The sequence below is a fragment of the Streptomyces sp. NPDC097981 genome (assembly GCF_040302565.1).
Classification (GTDB): Bacteria; Actinomycetota; Actinomycetes; order Streptomycetales; family Streptomycetaceae; genus Streptomyces.
Map to the genome: position 1 here is coordinate 93176 of NZ_JBEORW010000022.1, position 17876 is coordinate 111051.

The 17876-nt window shown below is 72.3% G+C and carries 16 protein-coding genes and 1 other RNA gene; 2 read left to right on the forward strand and 15 right to left on the reverse strand.

From position 1 onward, the window contains the following. Positions 1-75 precede the first annotated feature (75 nt). The 3 genes from ABTY04_RS21965 to ABTY04_RS21975 all read right to left on the reverse strand — a co-directional run bounded on the left by ABTY04_RS21965 (position 76) and on the right by ABTY04_RS21975 (position 2817). Positions 76-1752: a beta-N-acetylhexosaminidase gene (locus tag ABTY04_RS21965; protein ID WP_352215044.1), complete on the reverse strand. Its 1677-nt coding sequence runs from the start codon at positions 1750-1752 to the stop codon at positions 76-78. 190 nt (positions 1753-1942) lie between these two features. Continuing rightward, on the reverse strand, positions 1943-2227 hold the full coding sequence (locus ABTY04_RS21970) for a DUF3039 domain-containing protein (protein ID WP_030161320.1): 285 nt from the start codon (positions 2225-2227) through the stop codon (positions 1943-1945). Positions 2228-2256: 29 nt separating this feature from the next. After that, positions 2257-2817, reverse strand: a complete 561-nt coding sequence (locus tag ABTY04_RS21975; RefSeq protein ID WP_352215045.1) for a YqgE/AlgH family protein — start codon at positions 2815-2817, stop codon at positions 2257-2259. A 300-nt stretch (positions 2818-3117) separates the two neighbouring features. Between ABTY04_RS21975 and murA the strand changes: the two genes are divergently transcribed. Further along, the gene (gene murA / locus ABTY04_RS21980) at positions 3118-4464 is read left to right on the forward strand and encodes a UDP-N-acetylglucosamine 1-carboxyvinyltransferase (protein WP_352215046.1); all 1347 of its coding nucleotides are present in this window, start codon (positions 3118-3120) and stop codon (positions 4462-4464) included. A 173-nt stretch (positions 4465-4637) separates the two neighbouring features. Here murA and ABTY04_RS21985 read toward each other — a convergent pair whose 3' ends face one another. The 8 genes from ABTY04_RS21985 to ABTY04_RS22020 all read right to left on the reverse strand — a co-directional run bounded on the left by ABTY04_RS21985 (position 4638) and on the right by ABTY04_RS22020 (position 14757). After that, the gene (locus ABTY04_RS21985; protein WP_030161324.1) at positions 4638-4919 is read right to left on the reverse strand and encodes an HU family DNA-binding protein; all 282 of its coding nucleotides are present in this window, start codon (positions 4917-4919) and stop codon (positions 4638-4640) included. 427 nt (positions 4920-5346) lie between these two features. Next, positions 5347-6750, reverse strand: coding sequence for an NAD-dependent malic enzyme (locus ABTY04_RS21990; RefSeq protein ID WP_352215047.1), 1404 nt, complete (start codon positions 6748-6750; stop codon positions 5347-5349). A 440-nt stretch (positions 6751-7190) separates the two neighbouring features. After that, positions 7191-9509, reverse strand: coding sequence for a HelD family protein (locus ABTY04_RS21995; protein WP_352215048.1), 2319 nt, complete (start codon positions 9507-9509; stop codon positions 7191-7193). A gap of 93 nt (positions 9510-9602) precedes the next feature. Next, on the reverse strand, positions 9603-10172 hold the full coding sequence (locus ABTY04_RS22000; RefSeq protein ID WP_352215084.1) for a CGNR zinc finger domain-containing protein: 570 nt from the start codon (positions 10170-10172) through the stop codon (positions 9603-9605). A gap of 95 nt (positions 10173-10267) precedes the next feature. Next, positions 10268-10813: a GNAT family N-acetyltransferase gene (locus ABTY04_RS22005; RefSeq protein WP_352215049.1), complete on the reverse strand. Its 546-nt coding sequence runs from the start codon at positions 10811-10813 to the stop codon at positions 10268-10270. 234 nt (positions 10814-11047) lie between these two features. Beyond that, entirely contained in the window at positions 11048-12199 is a 1152-nt protein-coding gene (locus ABTY04_RS22010) for a uroporphyrinogen-III synthase (RefSeq protein WP_352215050.1), read from the reverse strand. Between the two features lie 126 nt (positions 12200-12325). Then, positions 12326-13696 (reverse strand): nitrate/nitrite transporter, encoded by a 1371-nt coding sequence (locus tag ABTY04_RS22015; protein WP_352215051.1) that lies wholly within the window; start codon positions 13694-13696, stop codon positions 12326-12328. 95 nt (positions 13697-13791) lie between these two features. Continuing rightward, positions 13792-14757, reverse strand: a complete 966-nt coding sequence (locus ABTY04_RS22020) for a LysR family transcriptional regulator (RefSeq protein WP_352215052.1) — start codon at positions 14755-14757, stop codon at positions 13792-13794. Between the two features lie 84 nt (positions 14758-14841). Here ABTY04_RS22020 and ABTY04_RS22025 point away from each other — a divergent pair, with 84 nt between their 5' ends. Continuing rightward, entirely contained in the window at positions 14842-16098 is a 1257-nt protein-coding gene (locus ABTY04_RS22025; protein ID WP_352215053.1) for an MFS transporter, read from the forward strand. A gap of 7 nt (positions 16099-16105) precedes the next feature. Here ABTY04_RS22025 and ABTY04_RS22030 read toward each other — a convergent pair whose 3' ends face one another. The 4 genes from ABTY04_RS22030 to smpB form a co-directional block, all read right to left on the reverse strand. Then, on the reverse strand, positions 16106-16417 hold the full coding sequence (locus ABTY04_RS22030) for a hypothetical protein (protein WP_352215054.1): 312 nt from the start codon (positions 16415-16417) through the stop codon (positions 16106-16108). Beyond that, positions 16414-16758 carry a hypothetical protein gene (locus ABTY04_RS22035; RefSeq protein ID WP_352215055.1) on the reverse strand — a complete coding sequence of 115 codons (345 nt, stop codon included), beginning with the start codon at positions 16756-16758 and terminating at the stop codon, positions 16414-16416. Before ABTY04_RS22035 ends, ABTY04_RS22030 begins: the two co-directional genes overlap by 4 nt. 146 nt (positions 16759-16904) lie before the next feature. Beyond that, positions 16905-17293: a transfer-messenger RNA gene (ssrA, locus tag ABTY04_RS22040) on the reverse strand. 82 nt (positions 17294-17375) lie between these two features. Continuing rightward, positions 17376-17861, reverse strand: a complete 486-nt coding sequence (smpB, locus tag ABTY04_RS22045; protein ID WP_352215056.1) for an SsrA-binding protein SmpB — start codon at positions 17859-17861, stop codon at positions 17376-17378. Positions 17862-17876 lie beyond the last annotated feature (15 nt).

Consider the following 17876-nt stretch of genomic DNA (forward strand, 5'->3'; position numbering starts at 1 on the left):
CGCGGCCGCCGGAGGGCCCGGCACGGCGCGCAGGGCGCATGAGGGCGCGGAGGGTTCCGGCCACCCCCACCCGCATCACACGTTCGGGGGCTCTCCCTCGATCGGACGGCCGAGCACACCGGGCCGCCGCTGCCGGGGCAACGGGCCGCCGGGGGGCCGGTAGTCGACCCCCAGCGCGTCGAGCCGCCGGTAGTGCCCTCCCATCCGGGACTCGAAGCCCGCATAGTCCCGCTCCCCCGGTTCCGGCAGCCGCGACCACACCACCTCGGCGAAGGCCGCCAGCCGCGGGAACACCTGGTAGTCGACGCGGCCCTGGTTCTCCATCACCTCGGTCCACACGTTGGCCTGCGCGCCCAGCACCCGGGCCGCGGCCGGCGCGGACAGCTTCGGCGGCACCGGCTCGAAGCGGTACACGTCCTCCAGCGAGCGCACGTACCCGATCGGCATCGGCTCGTCCGGGCCGTCCGCCTGACGGTGGTCCAGGTACACCTGCTGCTCGGGGCACATCACCACGTCGTGCCCGGCCTCGGCGGCGGCGATCCCGCCCGCGTACCCGCGCCACGAGGACACCGCGGCCCCCGGCGCCGGCCCGCCCTCCAGGATCTCGTCCCACCCGATCAGCCGCCGCCCGCGCTGCGCGAGCCAGCCGTCGAAGTGCCGGATGAACCAGGACTGGAGCCCGTCCTCCCCGTCCACCCCCAGCTCCCGGATCCGCTCCTGCGCAGCCGCCGACGCGCGCCACTGCGTCTTGGGGCACTCGTCGCCGCCCACGTGGAAGAAGGGCGAGACGTCCGCCGGGAACAGCTCCAGCAGCTCCTCGAAGACCCCCTCGTAGAAGCGCAGTACGGCCTCGGTCGGCGCGAGCACGTTCTCGCTGATCCCCCAGTCGTCCCACACCTCCAGCGCGGCGGTGTCCACCACGTCGGTGTTGCCCAGCTCGGGGTACGCGGCGATCGCGGCCTGCGAATGCCCCGGCACGTCGATCTCCGGGACCACCCGGACGTGCCGCTCGGCGGCGTACGCGACGATCTCGCGGATGTCGTCCTGCGTGTAGAAGCCGCCGTGCGGGGTCTCGTTCCACAGCGGCGAGGCCCGGTGCCCCCATCGGCTGCGCGGCCGCCACGCGCCGACCCCGGTGAGCCGCGGGTGGCGCTTGATCTCGACCCGCCAGCCCTGGTCGTCCGTCAGGTGCAGGTGGAGCACGTTGAGCTTGTGCGCGGCGAGCAGGTCGATGTAGCGCAGCACGCCGCCCTTGGGCATGAAGTGCCGGGCCACGTCGAGCATCATCCCGCGCCAGCCGAACCGGGGCCCGTCCTGGACGCCCCCCACCGGCAGCCGCCAGCCGCGGCCCGGCGCCGTGGGCGCACGCCGGCAGGCCTCGGGCCCGAGCAGCTGGCGCAGCGTCTGCGCGGCGTAGAAGAGTCCCGCCGGGTCGGCGCCTTCGAGCAGGACCCGCTTCTGCGTGACGTGCAGCTCGTACGACTCGGCGCCAATGCTCCGGGAGAGCTCGGGGCGGAGCGCGAGCCGGATCACCGTGCGCCCGCCGTGTTCCTCCCCCGCCGCCGGTGCGGGCAGCTCCCAGCCGGTGGCCGCGCCGAGCTCCCGCCGCAGCCAGCGGGCGGTCCCCTCGGCGCCGGGGCCGACGGCGAGCAGCGGATCGTCCAGCGGGCACTCGCCGGTGTCGCGGGTGAATCGCACGTACCGCGGCTCCGGAATCAGCGTGTACTGCGGCTGCGGATCCGACTCGGGCATGGCCTCGACCCCTCCACCGTCCAGGTGTTGCACCATGCGCAACGCATGTTTCGCATGGCGCCTGCGCGGCCGACCCTAGCCCGCCCTCCGCACCCGGCAAAGGCCCCCGGACACGGCGAGGGCCCCCGGACGCACGCGGTGCGTCGGGGGGCCCACGTCCGGCCCCGGTCCTGCCGGGAACGGGGCCGGACTACTTGTCCTTGCCGCCCTTGTCCTTGTCCCCGCCGGGGCCCATGGACTCGTAGATCTCCTTGCACATGGGGCAGACCGGGTACTTCTTCGGGTCCCGGCCCGGCACCCAGACCTTGCCGCAGAGCGCGACGACGGGGGTCCCGCCGAGCGCGCTCTCCATGATCTTGTCCTTCTGGACGTAGTGGGCGAAGCGCTCGTGGTCGCCGTCGCCGTGGGACACCTGCGGCGTCGGCTCTACGAGGGTCCCCGTACCAGTCCCGCGCTCGGGCTCAAGAGTGCTCATAAAAGCCAGGGTACCGACCCGTGCGCGGGTCAGTTGAGCGACGGGTCGTCCGGATAGGTGGCGACCATGGCGAGCTCGTTGCGCTGGCGGCGCAGCACCGCACGCCACAGCCGTTCGGGATCCGGGAAGGACACGTCCCCCGGCTCCGACTCCACGACGTACCAGGCGCCGTCGCCCAGCTCCACCTCCAGCTGGCCCGGACCCCAGCCCGAGTAGCCGGCGAAGATCCGCAGCGAGCCGAGCGCCGCGGCCAGCAGCTCCGGCGGCGCCTCCAGGTCGACCAGGCCGATCGCCCCGTACACGCGGCGCCATCCGAGCGGCCCCTCCTCGCCCGGGATGACCGCCACCCCGAGGGCCGAGTCCAGGCCCACCGGACCGCCCTGGAAGACGACCCCCGGATCACCGGCCAGGGTCGCCCAGGGCAGCAGGATGTCGCCGACGCCCACGGGGGTGGGCCGGTTGAGGACCACGCCGAGCGAGCCCTGCTCGTCGTGGTCGAGCAGGAGCACCACCGCGCGGTCGAAGTTCGGGTCCGCGAGGGCGGGGGTGGCCACGAGCAGCCGCCCTGTGAGGGAGGACACCTCGGTCATGCCGACATGATCTCGCACATTCGCGCTTGAGGGGGAGCGGGCGGACGCATCGGATCTCACACGGCCCAGGGCGCACGGCAGCAGGAAGGAGCGCGCGGCACCGAAGGGGCCGGGGACAGGGGCGGAATGCCACACTCCGCCACGGGGCGGGCACGGTGGGTGTTGTGGCCGATTTATGACAGTCCGATGGCCGCGTCAGCCTTACGAACAAGGGGGTGGTGCCCCTTACCCTTTTCCCTGGCCCCCTGCCCACCCTCCTCTGGCTTCGCCGGGGGAGCCCCTCTCCGGAACGCGAGATTCATGACCGGCACAGACAGAGACGACGTACTGCTTGTCCATGGCGGTACCCCGCTTGAGGGCGAGATCCGTGTCCGCGGTGCGAAGAACCTCGTGCCCAAGGCCATGGTCGCCGCTCTGCTCGGCAGCGGACCCAGTCGGCTGCGCAACGTTCCCGACATCCGCGACGTCCGGGTCGTGCGCGGGCTGCTCCAGCTGCACGGGGTGACCGTCCGCCCCGGCGAGGAGCCGGGTGAGCTCGTGCTCGACCCGACGCACGTCGAGAGCGCGAACGTCGCGGACATCGACGCGCACGCGGGCTCGTCGCGCATCCCGATCCTGTTCTGCGGCCCGCTGCTGCACCGCCTCGGCCACGCCTTCATCCCGGGCCTCGGCGGCTGCGACATCGGCGGCCGGCCGATCGACTTCCACTTCGACGTGCTCCGCCAGTTCGGCGCGACCATCGAGAAGCGCGAGGGCGGCCAGTACCTGGAGGCCCCGCAGCGCCTTCGCGGCTGCAAGATCCGCCTGCCCTACCCCTCGGTCGGCTCGACCGAACAGGTGCTGCTGACGGCCGTCCTGGCCGAGGGCGTCACCGAGCTCAGCAACGCCGCGGTGGAGCCGGAGATCGAGGACCTCATCTGCGTTCTGCAGAAGATGGGCGCCATCATCTCCATGGACACCGACCGGACCATCCGGATCACCGGTGTCGACCGCCTCGGCGGCTACAACCACAAGGCGCTCCCGGACCGCCTGGAGGCCGCCTCCTGGGCTTCCGCGGCGCTGGCGACCGGCGGCAACATCTACGTGCGCGGCGCCCAGCAGCGCTCGATGATGACCTTCCTGAACACGTACCGCCGCGTCGGCGGCGCGTTCGAGATCGACGACGAGGGCATCCGCTTCTGGCACCCGGGCGGCCCGCTCAACGCGATCGCGCTGGAGACGGACGTGCACCCCGGTTTCCAGACCGACTGGCAGCAGCCGCTGGTGGTGGCCCTCACCCAGGCCACGGGCCTCTCGATCGTCCACGAGACGGTCTACGAGTCGCGGCTGGGCTTCACTTCGGCCCTCAACCAGATGGGTGCACACATCCAGCTGTACCGGGAGTGCCTGGGCGGCAGCGCCTGCCGTTTCGGGCAGCGCAACTTCCTGCACTCGGCGGTCGTCTCCGGCCCGACCAAGCTCCAGGGCGCCGACCTGGTCATCCCCGACCTGCGCGGCGGGTTCTCGTACCTGATCGCGGCGCTCGCGGCCGAGGGCACCTCGCGGGTCCACGGCATCGACCTCATCAACCGCGGCTACGAGAACTTCATGGAGAAGCTCGTGGAGCTGGGAGCGAAGGTCGAACTCCCGGGCGGCGACCTCGTCTGAGGCGTTTCCCCGGCGGGCGCCCCCGAGGGCGGCGCCCGCCGGCCCCGCCAAGGCCCTCCAGGGGGCCCTGGACAGGCCGAAGGGCGGCCACCCACCCGGGTGGCCGCCCTTCGGCGTTCTCTGCGTACTGCTGCCGTCCCGAGGGCCTGTGCGGCCCTCGGCACAAGGGCGGACTACTTGCCCTTGGCGGCTTCCTTGAGCTTGGAGCCCGCGGAGACCTTCACGCTGAAGCCGGCCGGGATCTGGATGGGGTCGCCGGTCTGCGGGTTGCGCGCGGTGCGAGCGGCACGGTGGGTGCGCTCGAAGGTCAGGAAGCCGGGGATGGTGACCTTCTCGTCGCCCTTGGCGACAATCTCGCCGACGGTCTCGGCGAGCGCGGCCAGAACGGCGTCGGCGTCCTTGCGGGTCACCTCGGCGCGCTCGGACAGAGCGGCCACCAGCTCACTGCGGTTCATGTTGTACTCCCGTGTTCAACTTGCCTTAGAGGCGTGAGATCGAAGCCGATGCTGCCAGGGTCCTCGGACAGTCCCCGGACCCGGGTCTGAACGTCAGACCCTCTCGCCCGGTTACGCATCCTGCCCCCACCAGCGGCGGGAAAGCCAATCCGGCACCCGCCAGGGTCACACGAAAAGCGCCACAGTCACGCCGCGGTGACGCTCCGTCCGCACTCGGTGGATGCGGACCGCGGACCTCGCGGGCATCCCCGCAACCCTAGAGGCGGCCCGTCGGACCCGCATCTCGCGACGCGCCGGGACGGGGAAGCCGTGAGGGCCGTCACAGCGGCCGTCGGGCCGGCCCCGGACCGGGTTCCGGACCCCGGCGGCGGACCCGCGTCGGGCCCGGCGCCGGACCGCGGCACCGGACCCTGCGTCAGGCTCCGTGTCAGATCGCCGAGGCGGCCTTGCGGACGGCTCCGGCGACCGCGCCGGCCACCTTGTCGTTGAACACCGACGGGATGATGTAGTTCGCGTTGAGCTCGTCCTCGCCGACGACGTCCGCCAGCGCGCTCGCGGCGGCCAGCATCATGTCCGTGTTCACCGTGCGGGACTGGGCGTCCAGCAGACCGCGGAAGACACCCGGGAAGACCAGCACGTTGTTGATCTGGTTGGGGAAGTCGGAGCGGCCGGTGGCCACGACGGCGGCGGTCTGACGGGCGATGGCCGGGTCCACCTCGGGGTCCGGGTTCGCGAGCGCGAACACGATCGCGCCCTCCGCCATGGCGGCGACGTCCTCGCCGGACAGCACGTTGGGGGCGGAGACGCCGATGAACACGTCGGCGCCGACCACGGCCTCCTTCAAGGTGCCCGTGTAGCCCTCGGGGTTGGTGTTCTCCGCGATCCAGCGCAGCGGGGAGTCGGCGGCCGCGTCGACGAGGTCGGGGCGGTCCGCGTGCACGACACCGTGGATGTCGGCGCTGACGACGTTCTTCACACCGGCCGCGAGGAGCAGCTTCAGGATGGCGGTACCGGCTGCGCCGGCACCCGACATGACGACCTTGACGTCCCCAACTGCCTTGCCCACCACGCGAAGTGCGTTGGTGAGGGCGGCGAGGACGACGATGGCGGTGCCGTGCTGGTCGTCGTGGAAGACGGGGATGTCGAGGGCCTCGCGCAGGCGGGCCTCGATCTCGAAGCAGCGCGGCGCGGAGATGTCTTCGAGGTTGATGCCGGCGAAGCCCGGGGCGATGGCGCGGACGATCTCGACGATCTGGTCGGTGTCCTGGGTGTCCAGGCAGATGGGCCACGCGTCGATGCCCGCGAAGCGCTTGAAGAGGGCCGCCTTGCCCTCCATGACGGGCAGCGCGGCCTTCGGGCCGATGTTGCCCAGGCCCAGTACGGCGGAGCCGTCCGTCACGACTGCGACGGAGTTGCGCTTGATGGTGAGGCGGCGGGCGTCCTCGGGGTTCTCTGCGATGGCCATGCACACGCGGGCGACGCCCGGGGTGTAGATCATCGAGAGGTCGTCGCGGTTGCGGATGGGGTGCTTGGACGCCATCTCGATCTTGCCGCCGAGGTGCATCAGGAAGGTTCGGTCGGAGACCTTGCCGAGGCTGACGCCCTCGATCCCACGGAGCTTGCCGACGATCTCGTCGGCGTGCGCGGTGGAGGTCGCGGCGATGGTGACGTCGATGCGGAGCTTCTCGTGGCCGGAGGCGGTCACGTCGAGGCCGGTGACCGACCCACCGGAAGACTCCACGGCGGTGGTGAGCTGGGAGACCGCGGTTCCGCTCGCGGGCACTTCCAGGCGGACCGTCATCGAGTACGAGACGCTGGGCGCCGTTGCCATGGCCGTGTTCCTCTTCTGTCCCTGGTTTTTTTCCACACAGGGCCCTGCCACACGCCAGGCGCAGCAGGACCTGTTGTCCGATCGTCCCACCTACCAGCCAGTACAAGGTAACCAGCTACAAATTTCGGAAAGACACTTCCACCATACGAGATAGATCAGGCGTGGGGAAGCGTAGCCCTCATGAAAAAGGTCCGCGCCCCTCGATACCCGAGGGGCGCGGACCTGTAAGAACGTCTATGACACCGACCCGCCATGCTCGCCTCGCGGCAAGTGGTCGCTCTAAGCGACGAAGGTTGGGCCCGGGGGCTTGGATCGAGCCGGTGCCGTACCCAGGCTAACAAAGGATCGCCGGAAGCGATCCCCCTCCAAGGGGTTGACCTCGTCTCACCACGCCGGTGGCTGCGGGCCATCCGGCCGTACGGAACCGGGCAGGCCGGGCCCTACGGCCGCAGCAGCGCGGGGACGCCGTCCGCGTCGGGCTCGTCCCGGTCGGCGCACACCACCGTCAGCTGCTGCGTCGCGCGGGTCAGGGCCACGTACAGGACCCGCAGGCCCGCCGGGGACTCGTCCGCGATCTCCGCCGGGGAGACGACCACCGTGGCGTCGTACTCCAGGCCCTTGGCTTCGAGGCTGCCGAGCGCCACGGCCCGCTCCCCCAGGTCCGCCAGCCAGCCCGCGGCCTCCGCGCGCCGGTCCATGGCCACGACGACGCCGACCGTGCCGTCCACCTGCTCCAGCAGCCTGCGCGTCTCCTCCCGGACCGCCGGGCCCAGACCGCCGTCCGCGGCCGTGAAGCGGGGCTCCAGGCCCGTGGAGCGGACCGCCGTCGGCGGCTCCATGCCCGGCATCGCCAGCCGCAGCACCCGGGCCGCGACCTCCGCGACCTCCGCCGGGTTGCGGTAGTTCACCGTCAGCGTGAACCGCCGGCGAGGCCGGGACCCCAGGGCCTCGTCACGCGCCGCCGCGGCCTCCTCCGGGTCCGTCCACGAGGACTGCGCCGGGTCCCCGACCACCGTCCAGGTGCCGTGGCGGCCGCGGCGGCCCACCATCCGCCACTGCATCGGCGTCAGGTCCTGCGCCTCGTCCACGATCACGTGCGCGTACTCGGTGCGCTCCGCCGCGATCCGCTCCGCCCGCTCCCACTGGGTCTCCTCGCGGGTCGGCATCAGCTCCTCCAGCCCGCTGAGCTGGTCGAGCGGGTCCAGCTGCCGCTTGCGCCTGGGCCGGGCCGGCGCGCCGAGCAGCAGCTGGAGCTCGTCCAGCAGCGCCACGTCGTGCACTGACAGCGGACCCTTGCCGTCCGGGCCCACCCTGCGCAGCGAGCGCGCCAGCTGGCGGGTCTCGCGCGGGTTCAGGACCCGCCGCGACCAGCGCCCGAGCCTGCGCTCGTCGGCCATCGCGGCAAGTACGCCGCGCGGGGTCAGCTCGGGCCACCAGGCGTTCAGGAAGTCGATGAACGCGTCCTCGGTGGAGATGTCCTCGTCGAACGCGGAGCGCAGCTCGGCGGCCAGTTCAGGATCGCTGTGCCGGCCGGCGCCGCCGGAGCGCGCGTACAGGGCGTCGAGGAGCAGCTTGCGGGCGCGCGGGCGCAGCAGGTTCACCGGCGCGGTGCCGCTGAGCACGTTCTGCCGGATCCGGTTCAGCTCGTCGGCCTCCAGCTCCTGGCGCCGCCCGAAGGCCACGACCCGAAGCCGCTCGGGGGCGCCGCCACCGCCGCCGCCGAGCTCCAGTGCGCCCCGTACGGCCTTGTGGAGCACCTTGCGCATGCGCGAGGAGCCCTTGATCCGGGCCACGGCCGGTTCGTCGTACGTCGTCGCCTCGGCGCCGTCGACCAGCGAGCCGAGCGCCCGGATGGCGACCTGGCCCTCCTCGCCGAGGGAGGGCAGCACACCCTCGGTGTACGCGACGAGCAGCGGGGTCGGCGAGACGATCAGGATGCCGCCGGAGTAGCGGCGCCGGTCCTGGTAGAGCAGGTAGGCGGCGCGGTGCAGGGCGACGGCGGTCTTGCCGGTGCCCGGCCCGCCCGCGACCTCGGCGACCGAGGCGGCGGGCGCCCGGATCACCATGTCCTGCTCGGCCTGGATGGAGGAGACGATGTCCCGCATCGAGTGCGTACGGGCCCGTCCGAGCGCGGCCATCAGGGCGCCGTCGCCGATGGCCGGCAGCTCGCGGCCGTCGAGGAACGCGGTGATCTCGGGGCGCATCAGGTCGTCCTCGACGCCGAGCACCTTGCGGCCCTTGGAGCGGATGACGCGGCGCCGCACGACGCGGCCGGGGTCCTTGGGCGTGGACCGGTAGAACGGCGCGGCGGCCGGCGCGCGCCAGTCGATGACCAGCGGCGCGTAGTCGGCGTCGAGCACGCCGATGCGCCCGATGTGGAGCGTCTCGGCGATGTCGGCGGTGAGGTCCTCGCGGATCGCGTCGTCGGCGGGCTCGACGGAGGTGTACGCGCCGTCCGGCCCGCGCTCCCCGTCCTTGCCGAGGACCAGGTCGATGCGGCCGAAGAGGAAGTCCTCGAACTCGTTGTTCAGCCGGTTCAGGTGGATGCCCGCCCGGAAGACCTGTGCGTCGCGCTCGGCGAGCGCGCCGGGCGTGCCGACCTGACCGCGCTTGGCCGCGTCGTTCATCAGGAACTCGGCCTCGTCGATCTTCTCTTCGAGGCGGCGGTACACCTGGTCCAGATGCGTCTGCTCGACCGCGATCTCCCGATCGCGGACGGAATCCGCCGTGCTGTCGACAGCGGCATTCTGCGCGGCCACCAAGGCCCCCTTCTGACGTGCATGGGCGACCGTCAACCGTACGCGAATCCGGACCCGGTCCGCACGCCCGTTCCGATGACCGGGCGAAGATCACTACGCGGGGCGCGCCGCGAGGGCCCTGCGGCGGTGCCGGGCGACCCGTTCGCGGTTGCCGCACAGCTCGCTGGAGCACCAGCGCCGCCGGTGGCCGCGCGAAGTGTCCAGGTAGACCCTGGTGCAGCCGTCCCCCTCGCAGGAGCGCAGCAGGGCCCGCTCCCCGGGGTCGGTGAGCATTTCCACGGCGTCCCGGGCGACGGCGGCCAGCAGCGCACCGCACTCCACGCCGCCGCACAGCTCGCGTACGAGACGACCCTCCTGGTCCTGTACGGCACACAGTCCCGGGGGTGGACCGGCGGCCAGCGCGTTGACCCGGGCGAGCGCGCCCTCGTCGAGGCCTGCCCCGGCGAGCTCGGCCCGTACGAGGCTGCCCAGGTCGGCGCGCAGCACCTGGAAGGCCTCGACCCAGTCGGGGCCCACCCGGGCGATCGGCGTCCGGTCGGGCACGAGCCCGGCTCCGGCGAGCCACAGCCGCAGCTCGTCGCCGTCCCGGATCTCCTCGGCGCCCGCGGGGGCGGCGAAGGTGGCCACCAGGTCCAGGCAGACCCGCCCGGAGTCGAACCACATGCCCGTCACCGCCTCTTGCCTAGGGGCGCGCGTGCCTCTCAGAGTGCCGCGCGGCGACCCGATGCGGAACCCCCCGTACGGGGGCCAGCACTTGGCTAGAGCGGCGGGTCGTCGTGGAGGAGGCGCTGGAACAGGCAGTGGTCGCGCCAGGCGCCGTTGATGTGGAGGTAGCCGGGGGCGAGCCCGTACTGCTCGAATCCGGCCTTCGCGAGGACGCGCCGGGAGGCCGCATTGTCGACCAGCGTCCCGGCCTTCACGCGGTGCAGGCCGAGGTCGTCGCGGGCGATCCGGCAGACCTCCTCCAGGGCGGCGGTGGCCACCCCCTTGCCCGTCCAGGCCTGGTCGACCCAGTAGCCGACGCCGCCGCTGCGGAAGGGCCCGAGGGAGATGCTGCCGAGGTTGATCATCCCGATGGGCGCGCCGGTACCGGTCTCGACGAGCACGTAAGGCGCGAGGCGCCCGCCGTCGCGCTCGGCGAGCAGCGCCTCGATGCGGGCGGCCTGCCCCTCCTTGGTGAAGAACACCTCGGACCGCCACGGCTCGAACGGCGCCATGTACGCCCGGTTCCGCGTCAGTACGTCGGCCAGCCCGGCGGCGTCCCCGACCTCGACGCCCCGCATCTCCACCCCGTCAATGATCATGCGCACATCATTCCAGCCCGGTCGGCCGCGTCCGGCCGAATCGGCCACATCCGGCCCCGTCGGCCACATCCGGCCCCGCCGGCGTTCGAGGCGCCGGGGGTACCCCCAGCGGTAGCCGGGGGAGCCCCGGCGACGGCGCCGCACCCGCCCGCGCGGCCGCCCGCCCGTCCGGCCGCGCCGGCCAGGGCGCGCGGGGCGCGGGGGCGGAGCCCCACAGGCGCGGCCGCAGGCCGGTCAGGCCACCGGCGTGCACTCACCGGCGTCCAGCGCCAGCCGGTACCCCCTCTTCACCACCGTGTGAATGAGATTCGGCACGCCCAGCGCCCCCCGCAGCCGCGCCATCGCCGTCTCCACGGCGTGCTCGTCCCGCCCCGCCCCCGGCAGCGCCCGCAGCAGCTCCGGCCGCGCCACCACCCACCCCGGCCTGCGGGCCAGCGCCCGCAGCAGGGCCATGCCCGCCGGCGGCACCGGCCGCAGCTCCGCGTCCACCAGCACCGCGTGCCCCCGGATCTCCACCCGGTGCCCCGCCACCGGCAGCACCCGGGCCCGCCCCGGCAGCTCCTGGCACAGCAACTGCACCAGCGGGCCCAGCCGGAACCGCTCCGGCTGCACGGTGTCCACCCCGTGCGCCTGCAGCGGAAGCGCCGTCACCGGCCCCACGCACGCCGACAGCACGTCTCCCCGCAGCCCCGCCAGCACCGCCTCCCGCATCCCCCGCTGCTGCGCCCGGGACAGCAGCGAGGCCGCCGCCGGGGCCGAGGTGAAGCTCACCGCGTCGATCGTGCCGCAGGCCACCGCGTCCAGCAGCCGGTCCAGCGGCCCGAGGTCCTCCGGGGCCATCCACCGGTACACCGGGACCACGACCACCTCGGCGCCGCCGGCCCGCAGCGCCTCGACGAACCCGGGCAGCGGTTCCCCGTGCAGCTGGAGCGCGATGCGCCGGCCGGCGACGCCGGCGGCGAGCATCCGGTCGAGTACCTCGGCGAGGGACTCCGACTGCGGGGACCAGGTCTCCACCAGCCCGGCGGCGCGGACGGCGCCCTTCACCTTCGGGCCGCGCGCCAGCAGTTCGGTGGCCCGCAGCCGCGCCAGCAGCTCCTCGCCGATCCCCCACCCGTCGGCGGCCTCGATCCACCCGCGGAATCCGATGGCGGTGGTGGCGACCACCGTGTCGGGCGCGCAGTGGATCAGTTCCTTCGTGGCGGCGAGCAGTTCGCTGTCGTCGGCCAGCGGCACGATCCGCAGGGCCGGGGCGTGCAGGACGGTGGCGCCCCGCCGACGCAGCAGGGCGATCAGCTCGTCCGCCCGCCGGGCTGCGGTGACTCCCACGGTGAATCCCGCCAGCGGGCCCGCCGTCGGGGCGGTGCCGGTGTGCGTGTCGTCCATGGTGACCTGCCTTGCCCAGTGGGTCGGTATCACATCGCGCGCTCACGCGTCGCGTGAACGGAACCGAGCCTGTCAAGTCGGCGTGTCAGGCTCGGTTCCGCCGTATTTCGTGGCCGTAAACCGCCGTTACACCGAAGTGAGCTGCGGCTTCGCCTCGGTCCCGGCCGTCGGGAGCACCGCGGCGGCGGGCCGGCGAAGGTATACCGCCCAGGTCACCGCGCAGCACACCGCGTAGAAGCCGAGGAAGGTGACGAAGGCGGCCGTCCCGGACCCGGAGGTCGAGAACGCCTCCCGGAAGGCCAGGTTGATGCCGAGTCCGCCGAGCGCGCCGACCGCGCCGATGAGTCCCATGGAGGCCCCGGACAGCCGGCGTCCGTACGCGGCCGCGTCCTCGCCGCTCATGCCCCGTGCCAGTGCCTTGGCCTGGAAGATGCCGGGGATCATCTTGTACGTGGAGCCGTTGCCGAGCCCGCTCAGCGCGAACAGCGCCACGAATCCGACGAGGAAGACGGCCAGCGACTTCTGGCCCGAGGCGTAGACGACGATCCCGGTCGCGGCGGCCATCGCCACGAAGGTCGCGAGGGTGATCTTTGCCCCGCCGAACCGGTCCGCGAGGGCGCCGCCGACGGGCCGGATCAGCGAGCCGAGCAGCGGTCCGACGAAGGTGAACGAGGCGGCCTGGAGCGGAGTGCGGCCGAACTGCGTCTGAAGCACGAGTCCGAAGGCGAAGCTGTAGCCGATGAAGGACCCGAAGGTGCCGATGTACAGGAACGCCATGATCCAGGTGTGGGCCTCCCGGACCGCCTCGCGGACGGCGCCGGTGTCGTTGCGTACGGGCGCCAGGTTGTCCATCCGCAGCAGGGCCAGCGCGGCCGCGGCCACGATCAGCGGCAGGTAGACGGCCAGCAGCAGCCTCGGGTGCCCGGCCCCGGCGGTCCCGATGACCAGCAGGGCGACGAGCTGCACCACGGGCACGCCGATGTTGCCGCCGCCCGCGTTCAGGCCGAGCGCCCAGCCCTTCTTGCGCAGCGGGAAGAAAGCGTTGATGTTGGTCATGGACGAGGCGAAGTTCCCGCCGCCCACGCCCGTCAGTGCGGCGACGGCCAGGAAGGTCCCGTACGAGGTCCCGGGCTCCATGACGACGAGTGCGGCCACAGTGGGTGCGAGCAGGAGCAGCGCGCTGACGACGGTCCAGTTCCGGCCGCCGAAGCGGGCGACGGCGAAGGTGTACGGCACCCGGACGAGGGCGCCCACGAACGTCGCCGTCGCGATGAGGAAGAACTTCCCGGCCGGGTCGATCCCGTACGCGGGGCCCATGAAGAGCACCATCACCGACCACAGGGACCAGATGGAGAACCCGATGTGCTCGGAGAGCACGGAATAGAGCAGGTTCCGGCGGGCGATGCGCTCCCCCGACTCCTTCCAGAACGTCTCGTCCTCGGGTTCCCACCGCTCGATCCAGCGGCCCCCCTTGCGCGGTGCGGTCGTACCGGTCATCACACGCCTCCACATGTCGCGTCCGTGGTGACGACCGTAGGAACGGCGCGTTTCGGCCCCGGTCCCCGCCGGATGACCGGCGGGAAACCTTGCACTCACCCGCTGCCGCGGGCGCCTGTGAGCGCGGCGGGGCGCCAGCTCGCGGGGGGCGCGTCCAGCCAGCCGTGCTCGGCGGCGAGCACGGCCGCCGCCTGGTGCAGTGCGTCGAGCCCGGGGTGGCCGAAACCCTTCCGCCACACCATCGACAGCGGGGACAGCGGCAACGGGTCCACGAGCGGCCGCTTCACGCACCCGGGCATGTCGAGGAAGTCCACGGTCACCAGCACCGGATTGCGGGTCTTGGCCATGACCCGGCTGAACTCCTCCTTCCCCACGGCCACGGGCGCGGGCGGCGCCAGCGCGATCCCGCGCCCGGCGAACAGCTCGCGGGCGAGCCCGGTCCACTCCAGGGTGCGCGGATTGCCGGCCCCCGCGTACACGGTCTCCCCCGCCAGCGCGTCCAGCGGTACCGCGGGCCGCGCGGCCAGCGGATGCCCCTCCGGCAGCAGCACCGCGAGCGGTTCGTACCGTACGGGCCGGTGCGCGAGGCGGGCCCGCAGCGCCGGATCCAGCCCGTCGGCGTACCCGAAGGACACGTCGAGGCGCCCGGCGGCAACCTCGGCGGCGGCGTGGGTCAGCCCGCTCTCGAAGCGGGCCATCAGCTCGCAGTCCGGGGCGAGTTCCCGGGCCCGCTCCAGCACCGTGCGGGCGGTGCTCGGCCCGTCGGTGTTCAGGTCGACGAGCAGGGCCCGCGGGCCGGCGAAGGCGGCGGCGAGCTCCTCGTGCGCGGCCAGCACCCGCCGCGCCAGGGGCAGCAGCCGCTCCCCGTCGGCGGTCAGCTCGACGGCCCGGGTCGTGCGTACGAACAGCCCCGCGCCCAGGGCCCCTTCGAGCTTCCGCACATCCCGGCTCAGTGCCTGCTGGGCGACGTACAGCCGGGCGGCGGCGCGGGTGAAGTGCAGCTCCTCGGCCACGGCGACGAACCCGCGCAGCAGCCGGGGTTCCACATCACGGGGATTCACCCGAGGAGACTAACAACGGAAGCGGGTGAATGGCCCCGGAACAGGTGTTGGACTCGGACGGACCCCGCGCCGGAGCCTTGGAGCATGCCGCAGACCACTTCCGCCCCACTGATGGCCGTGACCGGCTCGACCCTCGTCATTGCCCCCGCTACGCATCGGCGGGCGGCCCGCGCACCGGGCCCGTACGGGCGCCTGTTCGCCATCCCCGGCACCCGCGCCTTCACCGCCGGGAACCTCATCGCCCGCCTCCCCACGGGCATGTTCGGCATCAGCGCGGTCATGATGATCGCCGGCCAGCGCGGCTCGTACGCCCTCGCCGGCGCGGTCACCGCCACCGGGCTGGCCGCCACCGCGCTGGCCGGGCCGAGGACCGCCCGCCTGGTCGACCGGTACGGCCAGGCCCGGATCGCCGTCCCGGCGACGCTGATCGCGGTGCTCGGCTCGCTCTCCCTGGTCCTCTGCGTCCGTATGCACGCCCCCGCCTGGACCCTGTTCGCCTCCTACGCGGCCACCGCGACCAGCCCCAACATCGGCGGCATGTCCCGGGCCCGCTGGACCCACCTGCTGCGCGACTCCCCCGCCGCGCACCACACGGCGATGTCGTTCGAGCAGGCCGCGGACGAGCTCTGCTTCATGCTCGGCCCGGTGGTGGCGGCGTTCCTGTGCTCGGCCGTCTTCCCGGAGGCCGGCACCCTCACGGCGGCCGCCCTCCTGCTCACCGGCATGCTGCTGTTCACGTCCCGGCGCGCCACGGAGCCCCCGGTGTCGGCGCCCCGCCACGGCAGCTCGCCGCTCCGTGCGGTCGCCCCGTTCCTGGCGCTCTTCCTCCCCCTGGGCCTGCTGTTCGGCTCGCTGGAGGTCACCTCGATCGCCCAGCTGGACTCCCACGGCCTGGGCGCCGCCACCGGCGCGGTCCTGGCGCTCCAGGCGGCCGGCTCCTGCGCGGCCGGCCTGCTCTACGGGAGCCTGCGCCCGCGCAGCCTGCGGACCTGCCTGATCACCCTGTCCGTCGCGATGGCCCTCCCCTGGGCGGCCGCCTCGACCGGCTCGCTCGCCCTCCTGGCCCTCGCCCTGCTCCTGGCGGGCATGGCCACGGCCCCGACGATGGTCACGGCGATGTCCCGCATCCACGCGGTCACCCCGGAGGGCCGCCTCAACGAGGGCATGACCCTGGCGGTGACGGCCATCTTCGCGGGCATCTCCCTGGGCTCGGCCACGGCAGGCACCCTGATCGACGCCCTGGGCCCGACGACCCCCTACGCCCTCCCGGCCGCGGCAGCCGTCCTGGCCCTCGCCGTCGGCGCAGCGGGGACCCGACCCTCCCGGAAACTCCCGCAGTGAGTCCGCCTCACTGCCAGAAGATCTCCTCCACGACGATCTGCGGGTCTTCGACTCGGCGTACGAAGGTGAATCGCAGCCAGCCCCGCCCACGGTCGAAGGACAGGATGTGTGGGCCCTTCGGGCGGCTGGACCGGGCGGGTTCCAGGTGGAAGCCGTCCGGGAATTCGTCCTGCGGGACGTACGGATTCCTGGCGGTGACCAGTTCGGCCATGCCCTCTTGGATATTCTTTCGCACCTCTTCGGGGAGGGCGTCGCGATAGTTCGACGCCGCCTCCACCCAGTCCGCTTGCCAGGGTGGCCCCATGAAGCCGTCCGTCACTGACCGGGCTCCACCTGGCGCGCGCCGCGCCGGAGGTGCCCGGCCTGTTCGAGGAGTGCCTTCGCGCGGCCTATGTCGGTCGCCTCTGCGGCCCCGTCCTCCAGGCGGCGCACTTCTTGATCCAACAGTGGGTCGCGGGCGATGGCGTACTCGCCCCACCATCGGGCCATGAACGCCGGGACAGGTGCGATGTCGTACGCGTCAGCGATGTCCCGCTTCCAATGCGCGTCAAAGTCCGGAAGCAACTGCGGGGCATGTTGGGCGATGGCTTCACGTAGGGCCCGCGGGCTCCTCTCCGGCATGGGCGGGACACCCGGTTCGCCCATGGCAGCGGTGGTCATACCTGCCCTCCTCCGTATTGTGCGGCTCGCCCGCTCGTCAGCGGCAGTCCGATTGCAGAGTATCGCCATTCCCTGGCCCGCCGGAGGCTTCGGCACGACAAAGGCCCCGCAGCCTGGAGGCTGCGGGGCCTTCGCCCACATGGGATGAGTGGAGATGGCGGGAATCGAACCCGCGTCCAACGGTGCAGAAGCAGGGCTTCTCCGAGCGCAGTCCGCTGCGCTTTTCTCGGCCCCGGAGATCACACGGACAAGTCTCCGACGGGCTCAGTCACTGTTTGATTTCCCTCCAACCCCCGTGACCGGGGCTAGAGGTTTAGATCCCTCATTGACGCCAGGATCCGGACCGGGACCACTTCCGGGCTGACGCTCCTCACAGAGGCTTCAGCTCACTGTTATTAGGCAGCGAGGGTGAAGCGGGAGTTATCGCTCTTGGAGTTGGCGATTATTTTTTGCGACATGTGGTTAGCGAGATCATTGCCGCTTCCTCGGCTCGCTTCCCCTGCATCGACATCCGCTGTCGAAACCGATCATCCCCATGTTTTTTTAACAAGGTGCTCCGCCCCGGGGGGCGGTGCTGACGCCATGGTACGCGAAGTGGACCACGGGATGCCAGGAGATTACAGCTGACCGCGCTCCTTGCGCTTCACGGCCGAGATCACCCGGTTCGTCTCGCGCGTGTCCTGCTTCTCACGCAGGGCCTGGCGCTTGTCGTACTCCTTCTTGCCCTTCGCCAGCGCGATCTCGACCTTCGCCCGGCCGTCCTTGAAGTACAGCGAGAGCGGCACGATCGTGTTGCCCGTCTCGCCGGTCTTCGAGTCCAGCTTGTCGATCTCCTCGCGGTGCAGGAGGAGCTTGCGCTTGCGGCGGGCACTGTGGTTGGTCCAGGTGCCCTGGCTGTACTCCGGCACGTGCACGTTGTAGAGCCAGGCCTCGCCGCTCTCCACCGACACGAAGCCGTCCACCAGCGAGGCACGGCCCTGGCGCAGGGACTTGACCTCGGTGCCGGTGAGCACGATGCCGCACTCGTAGGTGTCGAGGATCGTGTAGTCGTGCCGCGCCTTCTTGTTCTGGGCGATCAGCTTGCGCCCTTTTTCCTTAGCCATAGTGCGGTCATTTTC

What these genes read in the sequence shown, in the direction of transcription:
- ABTY04_RS22035 (WP_352215055.1), bottom strand. Translation starts at nt 16,758, where the DNA reads ATGACCACCGCTGCCATGGGCGAACCGGGTGTCCCGCCCATGCCGGAG.
- ABTY04_RS22005 (WP_352215049.1), bottom strand. Translation starts at nt 10,813, where the DNA reads ATGATCATTGACGGGGTGGAGATGCGGGGCGTCGAGGTCGGGGACGCC.
- ABTY04_RS22015 (WP_352215051.1), bottom strand. Translation starts at nt 13,696, where the DNA reads ATGACCGGTACGACCGCACCGCGCAAGGGGGGCCGCTGGATCGAGCGG.
- ABTY04_RS21975 (WP_352215045.1), bottom strand. Translation starts at nt 2,817, where the DNA reads ATGACCGAGGTGTCCTCCCTCACAGGGCGGCTGCTCGTGGCCACCCCC.
- ABTY04_RS22000 (WP_352215084.1), bottom strand. Translation starts at nt 10,172, where the DNA reads ATGTGGTTCGACTCCGGGCGGGTCTGCCTGGACCTGGTGGCCACCTTC.
- ABTY04_RS22010 (WP_352215050.1), bottom strand. Translation starts at nt 12,199, where the DNA reads ATGGACGACACGCACACCGGCACCGCCCCGACGGCGGGCCCGCTGGCG.
- ABTY04_RS21985 (WP_030161324.1), bottom strand. Translation starts at nt 4,919, where the DNA reads ATGAACCGCAGTGAGCTGGTGGCCGCTCTGTCCGAGCGCGCCGAGGTG.
- ABTY04_RS21990 (WP_352215047.1), bottom strand. Translation starts at nt 6,750, where the DNA reads ATGGCAACGGCGCCCAGCGTCTCGTACTCGATGACGGTCCGCCTGGAA.
- ABTY04_RS21965 (WP_352215044.1), bottom strand. Translation starts at nt 1,752, where the DNA reads ATGCCCGAGTCGGATCCGCAGCCGCAGTACACGCTGATTCCGGAGCCG.
- murA (WP_352215046.1), top strand. Translation starts at nt 3,118, where the DNA reads ATGACCGGCACAGACAGAGACGACGTACTGCTTGTCCATGGCGGTACC.
- smpB (WP_352215056.1), bottom strand. Translation starts at nt 17,861, where the DNA reads ATGGCTAAGGAAAAAGGGCGCAAGCTGATCGCCCAGAACAAGAAGGCG.
- ABTY04_RS21970 (WP_030161320.1), bottom strand. Translation starts at nt 2,227, where the DNA reads ATGAGCACTCTTGAGCCCGAGCGCGGGACTGGTACGGGGACCCTCGTA.
- ABTY04_RS22025 (WP_352215053.1), top strand. Translation starts at nt 14,842, where the DNA reads ATGCCGCAGACCACTTCCGCCCCACTGATGGCCGTGACCGGCTCGACC.